Here is a 16,512-nt window from a genome sequence, read left to right as displayed (position 1 = left end):
GAGTAGCGAGTACTCGAATTTCGGCAGAGGCACTACTTGGTTGCTTTTGCATCGAACCGGCCACCACGCGGGTGGGGCAGCCTGTGGCTCCCCTTAAACCCGTGTCAAGGACGGCAGCGGGGTCCGGAAACACCAAGTTTTTCCCAAGAACCCGGGGCTACATTCGTATTACCGCAGTTAGAGCGGTACTACTGCGATCCTCGTCCCCGGAGGACCGCCAAGTCAGCATGAAATGGGTGATCCTATGAGGCGGACCATGGCCGGGTCGGGTACAACCAAGTACTCCGAGTACTCGGCGATGAGCGTCTTTGGCGGCCGCTCCGGATTTCAAAAAAATTTTCCGCGGCGGGCACCGGCGTGCATCGTGTTACGCGCATCACACCCTAAAAGAGGTCGGGCAGTCCCATGAATGCGGCCGGCGCACTGCGCACGGAAGTGCATTCCGTCCGCTTCCGGTTGCTGGCCACGCTGCTCGTCTTCATGGCCGTGGGCCTCTTTGTTGCCGGCGCGGCCACCCATGCCGCCCAGCTGAAGAGCCTCAATGACCGGGTCAACGCTGAACTGCAGCTGCCGCGCAAAAACCTGGACGAGCTTGCCAGGCAGGGCCGGCCCAATTTCGGCGGCACGGCATACACCACCCTTCATGACCTTTTTACAACCTATCTGCGCAACGGGGCCCCCGGCGGCTATGAGTCCGTGATGACCATGCTCCGCGGAGGCAACGTCATCCTGCCTGCCGGGGACCAGCCGACCAAGCTGAACACACCCGCCGTCACCAACCATGTCTGGGAGTGGAGCGTCCCCGGCCAGACCGTGATGCGGGACATTCAGCTTCAGGGCCGGCAGGTCCGCCTGGCCATAACGTCGGTTTCCCTGACCACCGGCCGCAAGGACCAGGGCCTGCTCATTGCTTCCAGCGAGATCGGCGAGCAGCGCGCCGAGGTATTCGCCTCGATGTGGACGTTCGCCACGGCGTCCCTGGCAACGCTCGCGATGACCGGCCTGGTGGGCTACCTGGTCACCGGGCGGCTGCTGCGGCCCGTCCGGCGGCTCCGCGAAGCCACTGAGGCCACGACCTTTGAGGACCTGACCAAACGGGTTGAAGTGCCCGACAGTACCGATGACGTCGCCCAGCTGGCCATGAACTTCAACCGCATGCTCGAACGGCTTGAGTCAGGCTCCGACAACCAGCGCCGCTTTGTCCACGACGCCAGCCACGAACTGCGCACCCCCATGACGATCATCCGCGGCTACCTGGAACTGCTCCGCGCCGGTGATCCCGACGACGTCGACCAGACCCGCATGCTGCTCCTGGACGAGCTGGACCGGATGCAGGTGCTGGTGGATGACCTGCTGATCCTTGCGCGCAGCGGCCGGCCGGACTTCGTGACCCCCGCGTGGGTGGAGGCGGACGACCTGCTGGAGGACGCCCTGAACCGGGTCCGGGTCCTCGGCGAGCGCCAGTGGCGCCTGGACGCCAAGCCCGGCGGCCTCATCCGAGCCGACCGCCGCCGGCTCACCCAGGCGCTCGAGCAGCTCGCCGCCAATGCGGTCAAGCACACCTCTGAGCCGGACCGTATTTCGATTGGCGGGGCTTGGGTAGAGGACGACGACGGCGCCCCCCAGGGCGGACGGGCGGCAGTTGTGCGGGAGCCGGCAGAGCCGGTATCCAGGGTGCTGGAGATCTGGGTGCTGGACACCGGAACCGGCATCCCCGCCGGGGACCATGAGCGCATCTTCGAGCGCTTCGGCAAGGGCACCAACTCGGTGGCCTCGGAGGGCTCGGGCCTGGGGCTGTCCATCGTGAAGGCCATCGCCGAGGCGCATGGCGGCACTGTGCTGCTGGAATCCGAAGAGGGCAAGGGCAGCCGCTTTGTGCTCCGCATCCCGTCCGGAGGCGACGAAGCGGGCAGTGAAACGGGTGATTCGGCGGCCGCGGACACCGCCGGCCAGAGGGGCAGCGGCGCAGAAGACCCCGCCCCCGACGGCCCGGGCGTCACGGGACAGGGCACCAACGGACAGGGCACCAACGGACAGGGCACCAAAGGACCGCGGCACAAGGGAACGGGCAAACCAAACCCGGCCGGACCGGCGTCGGACGTTGAACTGGCCAGCCGGGCGGGAGGTACGCCTTGACCCGGATCCTGATCGCCGACGACGAGCCCCGCATTGCCGCCTTCCTCGCCAAGGGCCTCACGGCAGCCGGCTACACCACCACCCAGGTCTCCGACGGGGTGAAGGCGCTGGACTACGCCACGTCCGGGGAATTCGACCTCCTCATCCTGGACATCGGCATGCCCAGGATGGATGGCCTCACCGTGCTCAAGAACCTCCGCGACATGCACTCCACGATTCCGGTGATCATCCTGACGGCGGCGGACAGTCTCGAGAGCACGGTGGCGGCGCTCGACGGCGGCGCGGACGATTACATGACCAAACCCTTCCGGTTCGAGGAACTGCTTTCCCGCATCAAGCTTCGGCTCCGGGGCGCACAGGCGGTTTCCTCAACCCCGACGTTCGTCTGCGGCGACCTGTCGCTCGACGTGAACCTGCGCACGGCCGAGATCGGCGGCCGCGTCATCGACCTGTCCGCGCGGGAGTTCGTCATGGCCCGGACGTTCATGGAGAACGCCGGCAAGGTGCTCAGCCGCGAGCAGCTCCTGAGCCGGGTGTGGGGCTACCACTTCGAAGGCTCCTCCAACGTGGTGGACGTCTACGTCCGCTACCTGCGGCACAAGCTCGGCCAGGACCGCATCCAGACCATCCGGGGCGTAGGCTACCGCCTCGTCTGTTTGCCGGGCCCCGCCACGACGGCCCCCGGTGGCGCAGCCGGCACCGTTGAGGATGCCGAAGGCCATTCCATCTAACCCCGCTGGTTGAGCATGAGAAGACTCTCATGCGCGTCTCATCCCTGCCTCACCTTCGCACTCCAAAGTTGAAGCACGAAGGAGGTGTGGCAGGCCGATGAAGAGGTGGTCGTTGCTGAGCATTCCGCTGGTGGGTCTCGCCAGCATCACCGTCTGGGCGCAGGCTGTCACCGGGGCTCCGACAGTCCGGGAACCCGGCGTCATTGTTCGGGAACCGGACTCCCGCGGTTCGGTCCTCAACACGCCTGAAAACCGGCTGTCGCCGCTCACCAACCCCACGGCCACGCCGAGGACGTCCTCACCGGCGCTGAAGTCCGCGCCGCTGGGCCCTGCCACCTCCTCGCCTCGGTCCACCAAGTCAGCCGATCCGGTGCCGACCGGAGCGGCTCCCGACGACCCGGCCAATTCCAGCAAAGACCCTGACGTGGATTACGGCGTCGAGATTGTGGAACCGGCCCAGGTCACGTCCCCAGCAGTGAAACCCACTGACGATTCAACGTCCTCGAGCCCGACCTCCTCGGGCCGGCTCGGCGGCAAAGATGGTCTCTCCGAAAATAGCGGTCTCTCCGGCACCAGCGGCAGGAGTGGCAGCAGCAATGAATAAGCGCACGCGGCGGCAACCCGAAGAAGCAGTTTCCCCCCGCAAAAAGGAGTCAGTGATGCACACCGAATTCCGCGATCTGTACGAGCCCATTCCGCCGGACCGATGGGGCTCCACGGTCGACTCGCCCTACGGCCAGCCAACCACTGTGATGGTGGACGATTCGGAACTCCACCAGCAGGTCCTGGACATCATCCACAATGTGCTCGCCACGTCCGATCCGCGGTCCGAGGTCCGCCGCCGTCTCCTGCGCCACCTGGCAGAGAACCCCGGGCATCCCGAACAGGCGCTGCTGGACCACCTGCGCGACAGGAACCGGCGCGGCGGACGTTCCCCGCGCGCCGACCGGGCGTCAACAGTCGATCCGCACGTCTAGCAAAGGAAATATCGCAGCTCAGCTGCCCCACAGACCGGGTACCCGCCGCGGCACGGGTACCCGACGCATGTCCGGCCCGGTTTGGGCGGTCCGCTCAGAAGGGCACGACCCTTCAGAACAGCAGCACCACAAATCCCCCGACGAAACTCAGGACGCCCACGGCGGTAAGGATCCAGCCGAGGATCAGGATGATGTTGTCGTGCTTGGGCGGTTTCAGGCCCCACCGTGAAGGGTGGCAGAGGTCGTAATGCAGCTCCACCTGGGTCCCGGCCACCAGCCCGCGCGCGACGTCGGAGTCGACGAGCGTCTGGCGCGGCACGTTTTCCTGGTCGGTCCAGCGGAAGCCGGTGAAGCCGCCGGCGGTGTAGACCTCACCCGTGGTTTTGGTCCAGGCGCAGCGGCGCCGTTCGATTATCAGTCCCCAAACGAGCAGCGGCACGCCGGGGAGGAAGCCCACCCAGGTCATTATTTCCAGGATGGGGCCAAGTGCATCCACGAGACCGCCCATGCACCAACTTTAGCCGCCAGCCGGCGCGGTTCTCAGCCACAGTTCCCAGCACCGGCGGGGCGGTCAGCTGCCCGTTTCCTCGGGGTGCTCCCGGGCGCGCTGCTCTTCGGGCGTATCGTCCTGCTGCGGGATGAAATCCGGGTCCAGCTTGGTGCTGAGGTCGGTTTCTTCGCGGGCAGGCTCTTCGCCGTCAGTGCGGGGCCTGTCTGGGTTTTCGCTCATGGCCCCAACGTAATCCGGCGCCATGGCAGTGTCGAGGGTGAGGCAGTGTCGAGGGTGCGGCTGTGTCCGGGGTGCCCGGGGACAGGGTGCATCCACCCGCCGGACAGGCACCTCCCAGCAAACTGTGACACCCTTGTTACGATGACTTTCCAGCTCAGGGACCCCCGCCGTAAGAAGCAAGGCCGCCAGCAGCAGGGCCGTCAGAAGCCGCGCCGCCGGCCGTCAGCCGGACCGGTGCGCCTCGCAGCGGGCACCGGCTTCCTGTTTGCTGTGGCCACCATGGCCTGCGCCACGGGCCTCGCGGCCACCTACTACTACTTCGTCCGCACCACAACGGGCCAGTTCATCGACGAGTCCGCCCTGGTGGAGGCAGTGGAGATCCACGGGCCGGCGGGCAAGGTGACCACCCGGTTCCTGGACTGGCTGCCCACCATCTCCCTGGTGATGGCCGCCGTCGTCGTCCTCCTGGTGACGGTGATCCACCGCCGCTGGCGGGCCGCGGGCATCGCGGTCACGGCGTGTGTGGCGGCGAATGTCGCCACGCAGGTGCTCAAGGACATGCTGCCGCTGCGGCCGGACCGGGGCGTGGAGACGCTGGAGCTGAATTCGCTGCCGTCCGGGCACACCACCCTGGCAGCATCAGCGGCGGCGGCCGTGTTCCTGATGGCGTCACCGCGGTGGCGGCCGCTGGCGGGCTTCGTCGGCGGCACGTTCGCCATCGCGTCGGGCATGTCCACGCTGGTGAACCAGTGGCACCGGCCGGCGGATGTGGTGGCGGCGTTCCTTGTGGTGGGCTGCTTCATGATTCCCGCGGGCTGGCTGATCCTGCGCAACGACGGCCACGAGTGGAACGTCTGGGACGGCTTCGGTGGCCACTGGGGATCGGCGCGGCTGTGGATCGGGCTGCCCGCGGTGCTGGGGCTGGCCTCGGCTGCGGTGTCCGTGTATTCGCTGGTCATGATCGCGCCGGGCAGTGGCCAGGAGGCCAGCACCACCAACTACTTCTGGGCGGGCATCTCACTGATCGTCATCGCAGGGTACCTGGCCACGGTGGCCACGACGTCCCTGTTCGCGTACGCCGTCCGACGGCGGGACTAACGAAGGCGCCGGCCTCCCCTCCCTGCGGCCCTGCTACCATTGGCGCAATCTGGTCTGGTTTTATGGGGGAATTTCATTGCGCGTCCGCGATATTTCACGCTCTCTTACGGCACTGATCGCGGCCGCCGCGATGCTCCTGGCCGCCGCCGTCACCTCACAGGCGGCGCCGCCGGTGCAGCTCACGTACGCCAACGCGAACTACACCATCAACACCGCCGGCGGGTCGCCGTACATCGGCACGGCCGTGGTTCCCCTGACCGCAACAACCTGGGGCACCGTGAACAGCAAGGGCGTGGTGCAGGTCAAGATCAACAACGTGATTGTCTACCACCCGGTTAACAGCGCCTGGTTCGTGAACCAGATGCTCTCCTCATACCGCGTCACCAAGAACCCGGAGTACCTGCGCCGCGCCGACGCCACCACACGCTACATCCTGTCCGGCTCGTTCTCGGACGCCACCGGCGCCACCTGGTTCCCCTACAAGTTCAGGCACACGCCCGGCAACAGGATCGACATGGGCATCCCCTGGTACTCCGGCATGGCCCAGGGCATGATGCTCTCCACCCTGGTGAACATGTACGAAACCACGGGCAACACCTACTGGAAGACCCATGCCGACCGTGTCTTCCGCTCCTTTCTGGTGCGCAAGAAGAACGGACAGCCGTGGTTCCAGGACCAGGTGCTGAAGGGCAGCAAGATCTATATGTGGTTTGAGGAATACGTCGGCACGAACATCCCGTCAAGCCACGTCGTTAACGGGCATATCTATGCCGCCTGGGGAGCCTACGACTACTACCGGCTCACCAAGAACCCCACGGCGCAGTGGATGTTCAACACCGCTGCCACCACCATCCGCGACCACTTCACCAGCTACCGCCGGCCCGGAACCATCTCCTGGTACGCCGCCAGCCCGTTTGGCCAGTACGTGTGGCGGGCCCCCGCGGGTTACCACAAGGGCGTCACCAACCAGCTCGCCATCCTGGGCCGGCAGACCGGGGACCCGGCGTTCGCCGCCCAGTCGGCATTGTTGAAGGCCGACTACTCCTGACGCGCCCTAACCTTTACAAGCCCAGCCGGGAAGCCCACAATAAATCGCACCACAGCCTCCACCGGGTCAGCCGTTACTGACCCGGCAGTGCGCTGCAACTGAACCTGCGAAGGCAGAGGTGCGCGGACATGAACGACCAGGCCGGGGCGGACAAGGCCCTGAAGGAAAAACACCGGGCCATGTGGGCGCAGGGTGACTACCCCGCCCTCGCCACCGAACTCCTTGCCGATCTGGGCGCCATTCTGGTGGAGGCCTGCAACATCAAGCCGCGCCAGCGCGTCCTGGACGTCGGCACGGGTGCCGGCAACGCGGCCGTCCCCGCGGCCATGATGGGTGCCCGGGTCATCGCCAGCGACCTCACCCCGGAGATGTTCGACGCCGGCAGGAGGCAGGCTGCCGACCGCGGCGTTGAGCTCGAGTGGGTGGAGGCCGACGTCGAGAACCTCCCCTTCGCGGACGGCGAATTCGACGTCGTCATGTCCTGCCTCGGCGCCATGTTTGCTCCCCACCACCAGGCGAGCGCCGACGAAATTGTGCGTGTCTGCAGGCCGGGCGGGACCGTGGGGCTGCTGCACTGGACGCCGGAAGGCTTCATCGGGCAGATGTTCTCCGCGATGAAGCCCTTCGCGCCCCCGCCGCCGCCCGGCGCGCAGCCGGCACCGCTGTGGGGCAGTGAAGACCATGTCCGTGAACTGTTCGGCGACCGGCTGAGCGACGTCCGGGCGCAGAAGCGGAACGTCGCCATCACGAGCTTCCGCCAGCCGGAAGACTTCCTGCGCTATTTCAAGTCGCACTACGGCCCCACCATCTCCCTGTACAAGTCCCTGTCCGGCGACGAAGGGAAAGCCAAGGCCCTGGACGAGGCCCTCACGGAACTTGCCAGCGCATACATCGAAGCCCACGGCGATACGCCCGGGCAGATGGAATGGGAGTATCTTCTGGTCACGGCGAAGGCCAATGCCAAGCCCCAGGAATCCGGACTGTGACGGACTCCCCCGCCTCCGGCTCACCCGCCTCGCGCCGCGCCCTTGAGGTGGCCTCCATTCCGTCCTTCCGGAGGATCTCGGAGCACCTGAACCATTCCACCTACGCCCGCCGCAAGCACCTTCCCGGCATCTGCGACTTCACCCTGGGCAACCCGCACCAGATGCCGCAGGACGCCTACGTTGACGCCCTCCGGGACGCGCTCCACCCGCACGATGACCAGTGGTTCGCGTACAAGACCAACGAGGTGGATGCCCGGGAGGCGGCGGCGGAGTCCCTGGGCAGGCTGCTGGACGTTCGCTTCGAACCCGAGGACCTGTACCTCACCACCGGAGGCTTTACCGCGATCGCGCTGGCGCTGAAGGCCGTCACGGATCCGGGCGACGAGGTGATCTACAGCCTGCCGCCGTGGTTCCTCTACGAGCCGCTCGCCGTCGAAGCGGGACTGGTCCCGGTCAAGGTCAGGATCGACCTTGAAACCTTCGACCTCGACCTGGAGGCCATTGAAGCGGCCATCACGGAGCGGACCCGTGTGGTGATCATCAATACGCCGAACAACCCGACCGGCAGGATCTACCCGCCCGAGCTTCTCCGCCGGCTGGCCGGGCTCCTCGATGACGCCTCGGAGCGGATCGGCCGGCGGATCTATCTGGTGTCCGATGAACCGTACAACAGGATTGTCTTCGACGGCGCCCGCTTCCACAGCCCCGCGGAGTTCTATCCCTATACGCTGCTTGCCTACTCCTACGGCAAGACGCACCTGTCGCCGGGTGAGCGGATCGGGTACCTGGCGCTGCCGCCGGGCATGCCGGACCGCAAGGAGCTCGGCACCGCCATCGAGGCCATGCAGCTGGCCATGGGCTGGATCTACCCCAACGCAGTGCTGCAGTATGCGCTGCCGCGGCTGGAGACGTTCACCATCGACGTCGGCCAGCTGCAGCAAAAGCGGGACCGGATGGTCCAGGAGCTGGGCGGCATGGGATACCGGCTCAGGCCCGCCGAAGGCACCTTCTACCTGTTTGTCCGCTCCCCCATCCATGACGACGAGGCTTTCACCGAAGCGCTCGGCCAGGAGGACGTGTTTGTCCTTCCGGGTGTCCTGTTCGAAACACCGGGGTTCTTCCGGATTTCCCTCACGGCCAGCGAGGACATGGTGGAGCGCAGCCTGCCCCATTTCCGGGCGGCGATCGAACGCGCAGGGCAGGACCGGCCCGAGGACGCCGAAATCAAGCTTCCAACCGGCCTGATCCCCATCGTTCCCGCCGGCCCAAGGAAACTGCCCTGACCCAGCCATCCCCCATTTTGATGGCCTAAGTCAACTAGTTCCAGCCTAAGCCCCACCTTTTCCCAACCTCCCCATGCAAGCGTGGCCATATGCCGCCCCTGACGAAGGCTGGCAGAGGAAATTGGGTGAGGCGAGTGGCAGACGCTGTACATCCCTGGTCCGGGCCAATGGGGTCCGGCTGGGAGTCCGGGGCTTTGAGGTCACGGCGATGAGTACGCCCTCCGGCCGGCATCGCACCCGCAGCCGCCACCGCCTCGGCAAAGCGCCGACCCGGACAGCCGCCACCCAGCCAGTCCCTTGGCCGGCACAGCCACGCGGCCGGCTCCTGATCATCTGCACGGCCATCGCGCTGACCGCAACCACCGCCTACGGGACAGCCCAGAGCCCGGCGCCGGCATCTTCACATGCAGCGCCGGCACCCTCGAATACCCTGCAGAGGGCTGCGCCTTCGCCGTCCGGGACTCCGGCACCGCCAACAGCCAGGCCTGCCCGGCAGGCGGCGGCCCCGGCGACGGACCGCGCAAAACCGACGAAACCCAGGCCGGCGCCCACCAAGCGTGCGGCACCTTCCCCGCCCGCCGCCGTCGTACGCCCCTCCCCGGCACCCCCTGCACCGGCGCCAAAACCGCCACCCCAGCCGGCGCCGCCCGCAGCGCCCGCCGGCGCAACCCTCGACGAACAGCTGAACTCCATCATCGCCGCCAACAGCCGGTACCAGGTGGGGGTTGCCCTCGTGGACATGTCCGACGGCGTTGTCCGCCAGTACGGCGTGCGGGAGAAGTTCGTGGCGGCAAGCACGGGCAAGATCCTCGCGGCGGCCGCGTACTACCACCTGGCCGAGGCGGGCGTGGTGTCCCTGGCGGCGCCTATGGGCGGCCACACCGCGGCCTTTCAGATCCTGCAGATGATCCAGCAGAGCAACAACACATCCTGGGCGCTGGTACTGAACGCCGTCGGCTACCAGGGGATCCGTGACTACGCGGCGTCGCTCGGGATTCCGTACGACAGAACCTTCAACACGCTGTCCCCGGCCGAGACGGCCACCATCCTGACACTGCTCTACACGGGCCGTCTGCTCAGCGCGGCCCACACGGCCGAGCTGCTGTCCTACATGCAGAACACCAACTACGAGACACTGATCCCCGCGGCGGTGCCACCTGAGGTCACCGTTTTCCACAAGTATGGGCTGCTGAACGGGAACCTGCACGACGCGAGCATCCTGGTCCAGGGCCGGCGCGCCTACGCCTTCGTGGTGTACTCGCTGGGTGCCACTGCCGCCGAAAATCCCGTCCAGGCCATCATCATCCGGCAGCTCACCCGGGCGGTTGTGAACCAGGTGTTCTGAGCGCCCCGGGCCCGGAGGGTGCCGGCCCGGCATGTCAGGGGGGTGCTATGCCGGGCCGGCCAACTGGCTGGGCTCCCACTCGCGGCTGTGGCGCCGGGCCAGATAGAAAGATCGTGCCAGCCGCTCCTCGGAAAATCCCGTTGAACCTTGGAGAACCCGGACCCCCAACGTCCCGGTATCCGCACTGGTCCGCGAATTGCCGGCCTCCCTCCTATCGGGGGGACCCACCCCCATCGGCGGCCCAAGGTTCACCGGCAATCCACCATGGCGCCGTCGAACAATACCGTCAGACGGCACATCCTCCTGCCAACGGGGATTGCCGGCAACGCCGCCGGTCTCAGCGCAGCCGGAAGGGCCCGCGGGGCGGCGCAGGTGGAAGGTAAATAAAATGATGAGCCCGGACCCGTATTCACCCGGTGGCAGCGACTGGCAGCCCCCCACGCCGGAGCGGCTGCCCGCCAGCCAGCAGGCCGGACACTCCGCTCCAGTCTCCGCCGGGCACACCCCGCAGCGCGTACCCCAACGCGCACCGCAGGGCGGAATAATGCAGCGCCAGCTGATGCGGCTCATCGGCGAAATCCTTGGCGACGAAAGCCTGAACTCCGAAATGCGGCTGCGGCTGCTCCGGCACATCTCCGAACATCCAGGACACCCTGAGCAGGCGATGCTGGCGCATTTGCACGAGATCCAGGACGGCGGATGACTGCCGGCCCGCCTTTCCAGTGCACACAGTCATTTCCGACATCCTGGAGTGGACCATGAAAACCAGAGCAGCCCTCGCGCTATCCGTGGCCGGAATCCTCGTGACCGGATCCGCCGCGCTCGCCGTCAATACCCAGGTGCTGAACACCACGCCGGCAGGTACCGGCAACGCGAACAGCGTCCTTCTGCCGAACGGCACCGGCAGGACTCCGGCCCCGGGCGCCGTCGCCAGCGCGGGAGCAACGCCGGACGTGACGCCGGCGATCAAAGGTGGCAGCACAACTCCCACTGCCACGAGCGCTGCCGATGGGCCCGAATCCGGCGACCGCAAGAGCGGCAGTCGAACAAGACCCTCAACCGGGCCGGGCGGTGGCCGGGACGCTGAAGCCGGCACTGTTGCAGGAAAGGACGACGCCGGCCCCGCCGGGTCCCAGTCCAACGCCGGGGATCCCGCCGTCGTCGTCCAACCGCGCGACGATAAAGGCGGCCTGCGCACGGTCCCGGAACCGCGCGATGACAAGGGCGGACAGCGCAACGCGACCGAACGAGGCGACGACAGCGGCGGCCACGGTTCGGGCGACTGAACGCGGTTTGCATCGGGGCCTATTCCCTCACAGCGGGCCTTCTGCAGCTATGCGGAAGGCCCGCTTTTTGCTTCCCCCATTACACGAGGTCAGGGCAGGATTTCGAGTCGACACGCCGACGACTTGATAACTCTTTCTTTGCTTAATCCCCAAATCAACCTGTATCGTATTCATTTAGGTAGACCGAAACTCCCCTGGAGCTGCAACCTCCAGGAGACCGCGCCCTGCATCGCAGCGCGCCAGCCACTCCCGGCACCCAAAAAATCCCCAACACAGCCCAGCAATTCCGTGCTGTCCGGAACCACCCGGCCAGCCCAGCTCCCGGCACCATTCTCAGGGGAGCACAACAGTGATGAAAGGCCGGCATTTATGATCGCCGACACCCGCACCACCTTGACCCGCCCTGAAACCCGCACCGCAATGACCCCCTCGCCGCGCCCTGGATCGAAGCGCATTTCCGCTCCCGCCCGGCGCAGGCGGGACAACCGCATCCGTACCACCTCCCTCAAACAGACCATCCGGCTGTTCCTGCTGGGCCTCCTCTGCACCGCAGGCTGGGCCGGCTCCCTGCTCGTGGGGAACTTCGTGGACTGCGGTCCTGAACTGCACCGCATCGGGCTCGCCGTGCACATTCTCGCCCTGGTGCTGTCCTTCGGCACCATCCTCGTTGTCGACTGGCTGGGCCTGCTGTGGCTCATGGGCAAGGTGCAGATGCACGAATCGCCCAAGCTTGAAGCCGCGTCCAAGCCGCTGATCTGGGGCGGGCTGGCACTGCTGCTGGCCTCCGGAGCCCTCATCCAGCCCGACCTCACCAACCCGGTGACCGTCATCAAGCTCGTCTGCGTGCTTGGCCTGATGCTGAACGGCCTGAGCATCGGTCCCGCCATGCACAGGATGTTCGCCCTTCCGGCGGAAACCCGCTTCAGCGAACTCGGCCGCCGGCTCCGCAACCGCCTGCTGATCGCGCTCAGCATCTCGCAGGCCTGCTGGTGGACGGCCGTGCTGATCGGCCTCGTCAACAGCACGCTCCGCCGCTGGTACGGCGGCTAGCCAGACTTCCCGCGCCTCGCCTGTCGCGCCCTTCCCGCGCCTCGCCTGTCGCGCCGCCCGCGCCCAAGGTCAGTAGTTGCGGCGGTGCCTGAGTCTGGGAAGCACGACGGCGAACACGCCTGCCGCTGCGAACCCCAACACCCCTGTGGCCGTCACTCCGGCGCCGAGGGAGGCTGCGGCCGTCACCGCCGAGAGGAGGACGGGGCCGCCGGTGGAGCCGGCGTCGGCCATGAACCGCCAGAGGCCCAGGAACTGTCCGCGGCCGCGGTTGGGTGAGAAGTCGGCGCCCAGGGTCATCACCAGGCCGGAGCTGATCCCGTTGCCGAATCCGATCAGCAGGGCCACCAGCAGCAGGCTGGTGAACCCGCCGGTCATCGGAATCAGCACGAGGGCCACGCCCATGATCAGCGTGGACGGGATGGCCACCCACTGCCGGCCGCGCCGGTCCATCACCTTGCCCGCCGGGTAGAAGACCAGCATGTCGATCGCCCCCGAAAGTCCGTACACCAGCGACGCGTGCGTCGGGTCGAGGCCCAGGTGGTCGGCCCACAGCGGGATCACCACTTGGCGGGAGGCACGCAGGGCGCTCAGCAGCAGAATGCCCAGTCCGGCCGTCAGGAACACACCGGCATGCGAACCCGCCACACCGCGCAGAGTGGGTTCCGGACCGGTCTCGGTCGAAGGCCCGTCCACCGCCACGAGGTCGGGGACGGTCACGGCGAGCACCGCGGCGGCGGCCATGCCGGCCACACCCACCCAGTACGCTCCACTGATGCCCACGAATGCCATGGCCGCGGCACCGATGAACGGGCCGACGAACGTTCCGATCCGGCTCACGCCGCCCAGCGTGGACAGGGCACGGGCGCGGAATTCCACCGGCACCGCTTCGGTGAGGTACTTCTGCCGGGCCAGGCTGAACACCGCGGCGGACATCCCGACGACGGCCATCGCCACCGCGAGCAGCCAGAGTCCGTTGCCAATCACCAGGGATACCCCGGCGGCCAGCAGGGCCAGCGTCCCGGCTCCGGCCGCGCCCACGATGGACCAGCGTTCGCCGAACTTCAGGGTGATCATGGACGCCGGCAGGTTGAAGAACCACGAGCCCAGCCCCATCAGCGTGACGATCAGCGCGGCCACGGCGACGGACGCGCCCAGCTGGCGGGCGGAGAGCGCCACCACCGGCAGGATTGCGCCCTGGCCGATGCTGAACAGGAGGGCCGGACCGAATGCCGGAACAGCGATGCCGCGAAGGCTGAAGGGCGGCGGGCTGTCTGGCGGAGGCGGAGTCATCCCCTTCATCCTAGGCGCGGGCGGAACCGCCGCCCCGGAAACGCTGACCCCACGAGTCCAGAATCACAAACAATTTGATAAACATCCACGCGGGGACCGGCATCGAGCTTGGCGAACCTACTAAGTGTGCTTAGCCTTGAGTCAGGGCGAGGCGCGCGGACCCCAACCGGACATCGACTATGGTTCGGAAACAACTGAACAGCCGCAGGAGTAATCATGGAAGTCTGGCCGGGCAGCGCGTATCCACTGGGTGCGACCTTTGACGGGATGGGGACAAACTTCGCGCTCTTCAGCGAGGCGGCCACCGCCGTCGAGCTGTGTTTGATAGCCGGGGACGGCGCCGAAACGCGCGTGGAGCTCCTCGAGGCGGACGGGTACGTCTGGCACTGCTACCTCCCGCAGATCCAGCCCGGGCAGAAGTACGGCTACCGGATCCACGGGCCGTACGACCCCGCCAGGGGCCAACGCTGCAATCCCAACAAGCTGCTCCTGGACCCGTACGCCAAGGCCGTCGCCGGGCAGGTGCACTGGCACCAGGCGATGTTCTCCTACAACTTCGGCGATCCGTCCTCCCGCAACAACCAGGATTCTGCGCCGCACACCATGCTGGGCGTGGTGATCAACCCGTTCTTCGACTGGGCCGGCGACCGGCCGCCCCGGATCCCCTACCACCGCTCCGTGATCTACGAGGCGCACGTCAGGGGGCTCACCGAGCTGCATCCCGAGGTGCCCAAGGAGCAGCGCGGCACCTTTGCCGGCGTCGCCCATCCTGCCGTCATTGCGCACCTGCAGCGGCTGGGCATCACGGCCATCGAGCTGATGCCCGTGCACCAGTTCGTCAACGACGGGACGCTGCAGGAGAAGGGGCTGAGCAACTACTGGGGCTACAACACCATCGGGTTTTTCGCGCCCCAGAACACCTACAGCTCGATCGGCCAGATGGGCCAGCAGGTGCAGGACTTCAAGGCGATGGTCCGCTCACTGCACCGTGCGGGGATCGAGGTGATTCTCGACGTCGTCTATAACCACACAGCCGAGGGAAACCATCTGGGACCGACGCTGAGCTTCAAGGGCATCGACAACGCCGCGTACTACCGCCTGCTGGAGGACGACAAACAGTACTACGTGGACTACACAGGCACCGGAAATACGCTCAACGTCCGGCAGCCGCACTCCCTGCAGCTGCTGATGGATTCACTCCGGTACTGGGTCACCGAGATGCACGTGGACGGGTTCCGTTTCGATCTCGCAGCCTCCCTGGCCCGGGAGTTTTACGACGTCGACCGGCTCTCCACGTTCTTCGAACTGGTGCAGCAGGACCCGATAGTGTCGCAGGTGAAGCTGATCGCGGAGCCCTGGGACGTCGGCCCGGGCGGCTACCAGGTGGGCAACTTCCCGCCGCAGTGGACCGAATGGAACGGCAAGTACCGGGACACCGTGCGCGATTTCTGGCGCGGCGAGCCGGCCACCCTGGGCGAGTTCGCGTCGCGGCTGACCGGGTCCGCCGACCTGTACGAGCGGTCCGGGCGGCGTCCGGTGGCGTCCATCAACTTCGTCACAGCGCATGACGGTTTCACGCTGCGCGACCTCGTCTCGTACAACGACAAACACAACGAAGCCAACGGCGAGGGCAACCGCGACGGCGAATCGCACAACCGCTCGTGGAACTGCGGTGCGGAGGGCCCGACGTCGGATCCCGTCGTCTTGGCACTCAGGGCGCGCCAGCAGCGGAACTTCATCGCCACCATGCTGCTCTCGCAGGGCGTGCCGATGATCCTGCACGGCGACGAGCTCGGCCGCACCCAGCAGGGCAACAACAACGTGTACTGCCAGGATTCCAAACTCAGCTGGGTCAACTGGGACGCCGTGGACATGCCGCTCATGGACTTCACCGCCGCGGTGAACCGGCTGCGCGCCCAGCACCCCACGTTCCGGCGGAGCACCTTCTTCGACGGCCGGCCGGTCCGCCGCGGCAAGGGCGAGAAGCTGCCGGACATCGTGTGGCTGAACGAGGACGGCATGGAAATGCTGCCCGAGGACTGGGGCCGCGGCTTCGGCCGGACCATCGGCGTGTTCCTCAACGGCGACGGCATCCAGGGCCGCGACGACCGCGGCCGCCGCATCACCGACGTGAACTTCCTGCTGTACTTCAACGCACACGACGACGACATCAAGTTCACGCTCCCCGCCGGTGAGTTTGCCGAGGCCTGGGACATGGTGATCAACACCGCCGGGACCGGAGTGGACCGCGGACCCATCGACGCCGGCTCGGTGCTGAAGGTGGCCGCGAAATCCATGGCCGTCCTGCGCGCCCGCGACCTGACCCAGCCCGAACCCAACCTGTCCCTGGCCCCCGGCCTGCAAGCATTCGGCCAGGCCTGACCCAACGCCCTCTCACTCCCTGCCGCCCAACCCCCCACCCCTTCCTCACCTTTGGTCGTCCGGCCGGCAGCCGAAATGCGAGGGCAACCCGGTGACGTTTGCCACGGCCGGCATTGATAGGTATTTTTGCTCTCACAGCGATCTTCCGGGTGGCATTCAGGTAAAACTGA

16 protein-coding genes are annotated in these 16,512 nt (G+C 66.8%); 13 read left to right on the top strand and 3 right to left on the bottom strand.

Annotation, left to right across the window (positions count from 1 at the left end; translation table 11 throughout):
- Nucleotides 1–405 precede the first annotated feature (405 nt).
- The 4 genes from ACFRAH_RS19715 to ACFRAH_RS19700 all read left to right on the top strand — a co-directional run bounded on the left by ACFRAH_RS19715 (nucleotide 406) and on the right by ACFRAH_RS19700 (nucleotide 3,844).
- Complete coding sequence (locus tag ACFRAH_RS19715) at nucleotides 406–2,136, top strand: ATP-binding protein (RefSeq protein WP_377992603.1); 1,731 nt, start codon at nucleotides 406–408, stop codon at nucleotides 2,134–2,136.
- Nucleotides 2,133–2,867: a response regulator transcription factor gene (locus tag ACFRAH_RS19710; RefSeq protein ID WP_377992602.1), complete on the top strand. Its 735-nt coding sequence runs from the start codon at nucleotides 2,133–2,135 to the stop codon at nucleotides 2,865–2,867. The genes ACFRAH_RS19715 and ACFRAH_RS19710 overlap by 4 nt, the downstream gene beginning before the upstream one ends.
- Nucleotides 2,868–2,964: 97 nt before the next feature.
- Nucleotides 2,965–3,471, top strand: a complete 507-nt coding sequence (locus ACFRAH_RS19705) for a hypothetical protein (protein ID WP_377992601.1) — start codon at nucleotides 2,965–2,967, stop codon at nucleotides 3,469–3,471.
- A 55-nt stretch (nucleotides 3,472–3,526) separates the two neighbouring features.
- Complete coding sequence (locus tag ACFRAH_RS19700) at nucleotides 3,527–3,844, top strand: hypothetical protein (protein WP_377992600.1); 318 nt, start codon at nucleotides 3,527–3,529, stop codon at nucleotides 3,842–3,844.
- Between the two features lie 112 nt (nucleotides 3,845–3,956).
- On the opposite strand, the gene ACFRAH_RS19695 is transcribed toward ACFRAH_RS19700, so the two are convergent.
- Together ACFRAH_RS19695 and ACFRAH_RS19690 are read right to left on the bottom strand one after the other, a co-directional pair.
- A complete protein-coding gene (locus ACFRAH_RS19695) occupies nucleotides 3,957–4,352 on the bottom strand; it encodes a hypothetical protein (RefSeq protein WP_377992599.1) in 396 nt (131 codons plus the stop codon).
- A gap of 63 nt (nucleotides 4,353–4,415) precedes the next feature.
- On the bottom strand, nucleotides 4,416–4,574 hold the full coding sequence (locus ACFRAH_RS19690; protein ID WP_377992598.1) for a hypothetical protein: 159 nt from the start codon (nucleotides 4,572–4,574) through the stop codon (nucleotides 4,416–4,418).
- Nucleotides 4,575–4,715: 141 nt separating this feature from the next.
- Here ACFRAH_RS19690 and ACFRAH_RS19685 point away from each other — a divergent pair, with 141 nt between their 5' ends.
- The 8 genes from ACFRAH_RS19685 to ACFRAH_RS19650 all read left to right on the top strand — a co-directional run bounded on the left by ACFRAH_RS19685 (nucleotide 4,716) and on the right by ACFRAH_RS19650 (nucleotide 12,670).
- Nucleotides 4,716–5,672: a phosphatase PAP2 family protein gene (locus ACFRAH_RS19685; RefSeq protein ID WP_377992597.1), complete on the top strand. Its 957-nt coding sequence runs from the start codon at nucleotides 4,716–4,718 to the stop codon at nucleotides 5,670–5,672.
- A 76-nt stretch (nucleotides 5,673–5,748) separates the two neighbouring features.
- On the top strand, nucleotides 5,749–6,720 hold the full coding sequence (locus tag ACFRAH_RS19680) for a D-glucuronyl C5-epimerase family protein (RefSeq protein ID WP_377992596.1): 972 nt from the start codon (nucleotides 5,749–5,751) through the stop codon (nucleotides 6,718–6,720).
- Between the two features lie 128 nt (nucleotides 6,721–6,848).
- Entirely contained in the window at nucleotides 6,849–7,706 is an 858-nt protein-coding gene (locus ACFRAH_RS19675; protein ID WP_377992595.1) for a class I SAM-dependent methyltransferase, read from the top strand.
- The gene (locus tag ACFRAH_RS19670; protein WP_377992594.1) at nucleotides 7,703–8,989 is read left to right on the top strand and encodes an aminotransferase class I/II-fold pyridoxal phosphate-dependent enzyme; all 1,287 of its coding nucleotides are present in this window, start codon (nucleotides 7,703–7,705) and stop codon (nucleotides 8,987–8,989) included. The genes ACFRAH_RS19675 and ACFRAH_RS19670 overlap by 4 nt, the downstream gene beginning before the upstream one ends.
- A gap of 208 nt (nucleotides 8,990–9,197) precedes the next feature.
- Nucleotides 9,198–10,334: a serine hydrolase gene (locus tag ACFRAH_RS19665; protein ID WP_377992593.1), complete on the top strand. Its 1,137-nt coding sequence runs from the start codon at nucleotides 9,198–9,200 to the stop codon at nucleotides 10,332–10,334.
- A 388-nt stretch (nucleotides 10,335–10,722) separates the two neighbouring features.
- The gene (locus ACFRAH_RS19660; protein WP_377992592.1) at nucleotides 10,723–11,037 is read left to right on the top strand and encodes a hypothetical protein; all 315 of its coding nucleotides are present in this window, start codon (nucleotides 10,723–10,725) and stop codon (nucleotides 11,035–11,037) included.
- A gap of 55 nt (nucleotides 11,038–11,092) precedes the next feature.
- Nucleotides 11,093–11,620 carry a hypothetical protein gene (locus ACFRAH_RS19655; RefSeq protein WP_377992591.1) on the top strand — a complete coding sequence of 176 codons (528 nt, stop codon included), beginning with the start codon at nucleotides 11,093–11,095 and terminating at the stop codon, nucleotides 11,618–11,620.
- A gap of 369 nt (nucleotides 11,621–11,989) precedes the next feature.
- Nucleotides 11,990–12,670 carry a hypothetical protein gene (locus ACFRAH_RS19650; protein WP_377992590.1) on the top strand — a complete coding sequence of 227 codons (681 nt, stop codon included), beginning with the start codon at nucleotides 11,990–11,992 and terminating at the stop codon, nucleotides 12,668–12,670.
- Between the two features lie 69 nt (nucleotides 12,671–12,739).
- Here ACFRAH_RS19650 and ACFRAH_RS19645 read toward each other — a convergent pair whose 3' ends face one another.
- Entirely contained in the window at nucleotides 12,740–13,960 is a 1,221-nt protein-coding gene (locus ACFRAH_RS19645; RefSeq protein WP_377992589.1) for an MFS transporter, read from the bottom strand.
- Nucleotides 13,961–14,176: 216 nt separating this feature from the next.
- Between ACFRAH_RS19645 and glgX the strand changes: the two genes are divergently transcribed.
- Complete coding sequence (gene glgX, locus ACFRAH_RS19640) at nucleotides 14,177–16,342, top strand: glycogen debranching protein GlgX (protein WP_377992588.1); 2,166 nt, start codon at nucleotides 14,177–14,179, stop codon at nucleotides 16,340–16,342.
- Nucleotides 16,343–16,512 lie beyond the last annotated feature (170 nt).

The sequence above is a fragment of the Arthrobacter sp. NPDC056727 genome (genome assembly GCF_042790555.1).
Lineage (GTDB): Bacteria > Actinomycetota > Actinomycetes > Actinomycetales > Micrococcaceae > Arthrobacter.
This window is presented reverse-complemented; position numbering and strand designations above follow the sequence as displayed.

Bases quoted from the DNA above. Each gene is read 5' to 3' on its own strand.
- ACFRAH_RS19665 (WP_377992593.1), top strand. From the start codon at position 9,198: ATGAGTACGCCCTCCGGCCGGCATCGCACCCGCAGCCGCCACCGCCTC.
- ACFRAH_RS19685 (WP_377992597.1), top strand. From the start codon at position 4,716: ATGACTTTCCAGCTCAGGGACCCCCGCCGTAAGAAGCAAGGCCGCCAG.
- ACFRAH_RS19675 (WP_377992595.1), top strand. From the start codon at position 6,849: ATGAACGACCAGGCCGGGGCGGACAAGGCCCTGAAGGAAAAACACCGG.
- ACFRAH_RS19690 (WP_377992598.1), bottom strand. From the start codon at position 4,574: ATGAGCGAAAACCCAGACAGGCCCCGCACTGACGGCGAAGAGCCTGCC.
- ACFRAH_RS19660 (WP_377992592.1), top strand. From the start codon at position 10,723: ATGATGAGCCCGGACCCGTATTCACCCGGTGGCAGCGACTGGCAGCCC.
- ACFRAH_RS19655 (WP_377992591.1), top strand. From the start codon at position 11,093: ATGAAAACCAGAGCAGCCCTCGCGCTATCCGTGGCCGGAATCCTCGTG.
- ACFRAH_RS19715 (WP_377992603.1), top strand. From the start codon at position 406: ATGAATGCGGCCGGCGCACTGCGCACGGAAGTGCATTCCGTCCGCTTC.
- glgX (WP_377992588.1), top strand. From the start codon at position 14,177: ATGGAAGTCTGGCCGGGCAGCGCGTATCCACTGGGTGCGACCTTTGAC.
- ACFRAH_RS19645 (WP_377992589.1), bottom strand. From the start codon at position 13,960: ATGACTCCGCCTCCGCCAGACAGCCCGCCGCCCTTCAGCCTTCGCGGC.
- ACFRAH_RS19695 (WP_377992599.1), bottom strand. From the start codon at position 4,352: ATGGGCGGTCTCGTGGATGCACTTGGCCCCATCCTGGAAATAATGACC.
- ACFRAH_RS19650 (WP_377992590.1), top strand. From the start codon at position 11,990: ATGATCGCCGACACCCGCACCACCTTGACCCGCCCTGAAACCCGCACC.
- ACFRAH_RS19705 (WP_377992601.1), top strand. From the start codon at position 2,965: ATGAAGAGGTGGTCGTTGCTGAGCATTCCGCTGGTGGGTCTCGCCAGC.
- ACFRAH_RS19700 (WP_377992600.1), top strand. From the start codon at position 3,527: ATGCACACCGAATTCCGCGATCTGTACGAGCCCATTCCGCCGGACCGA.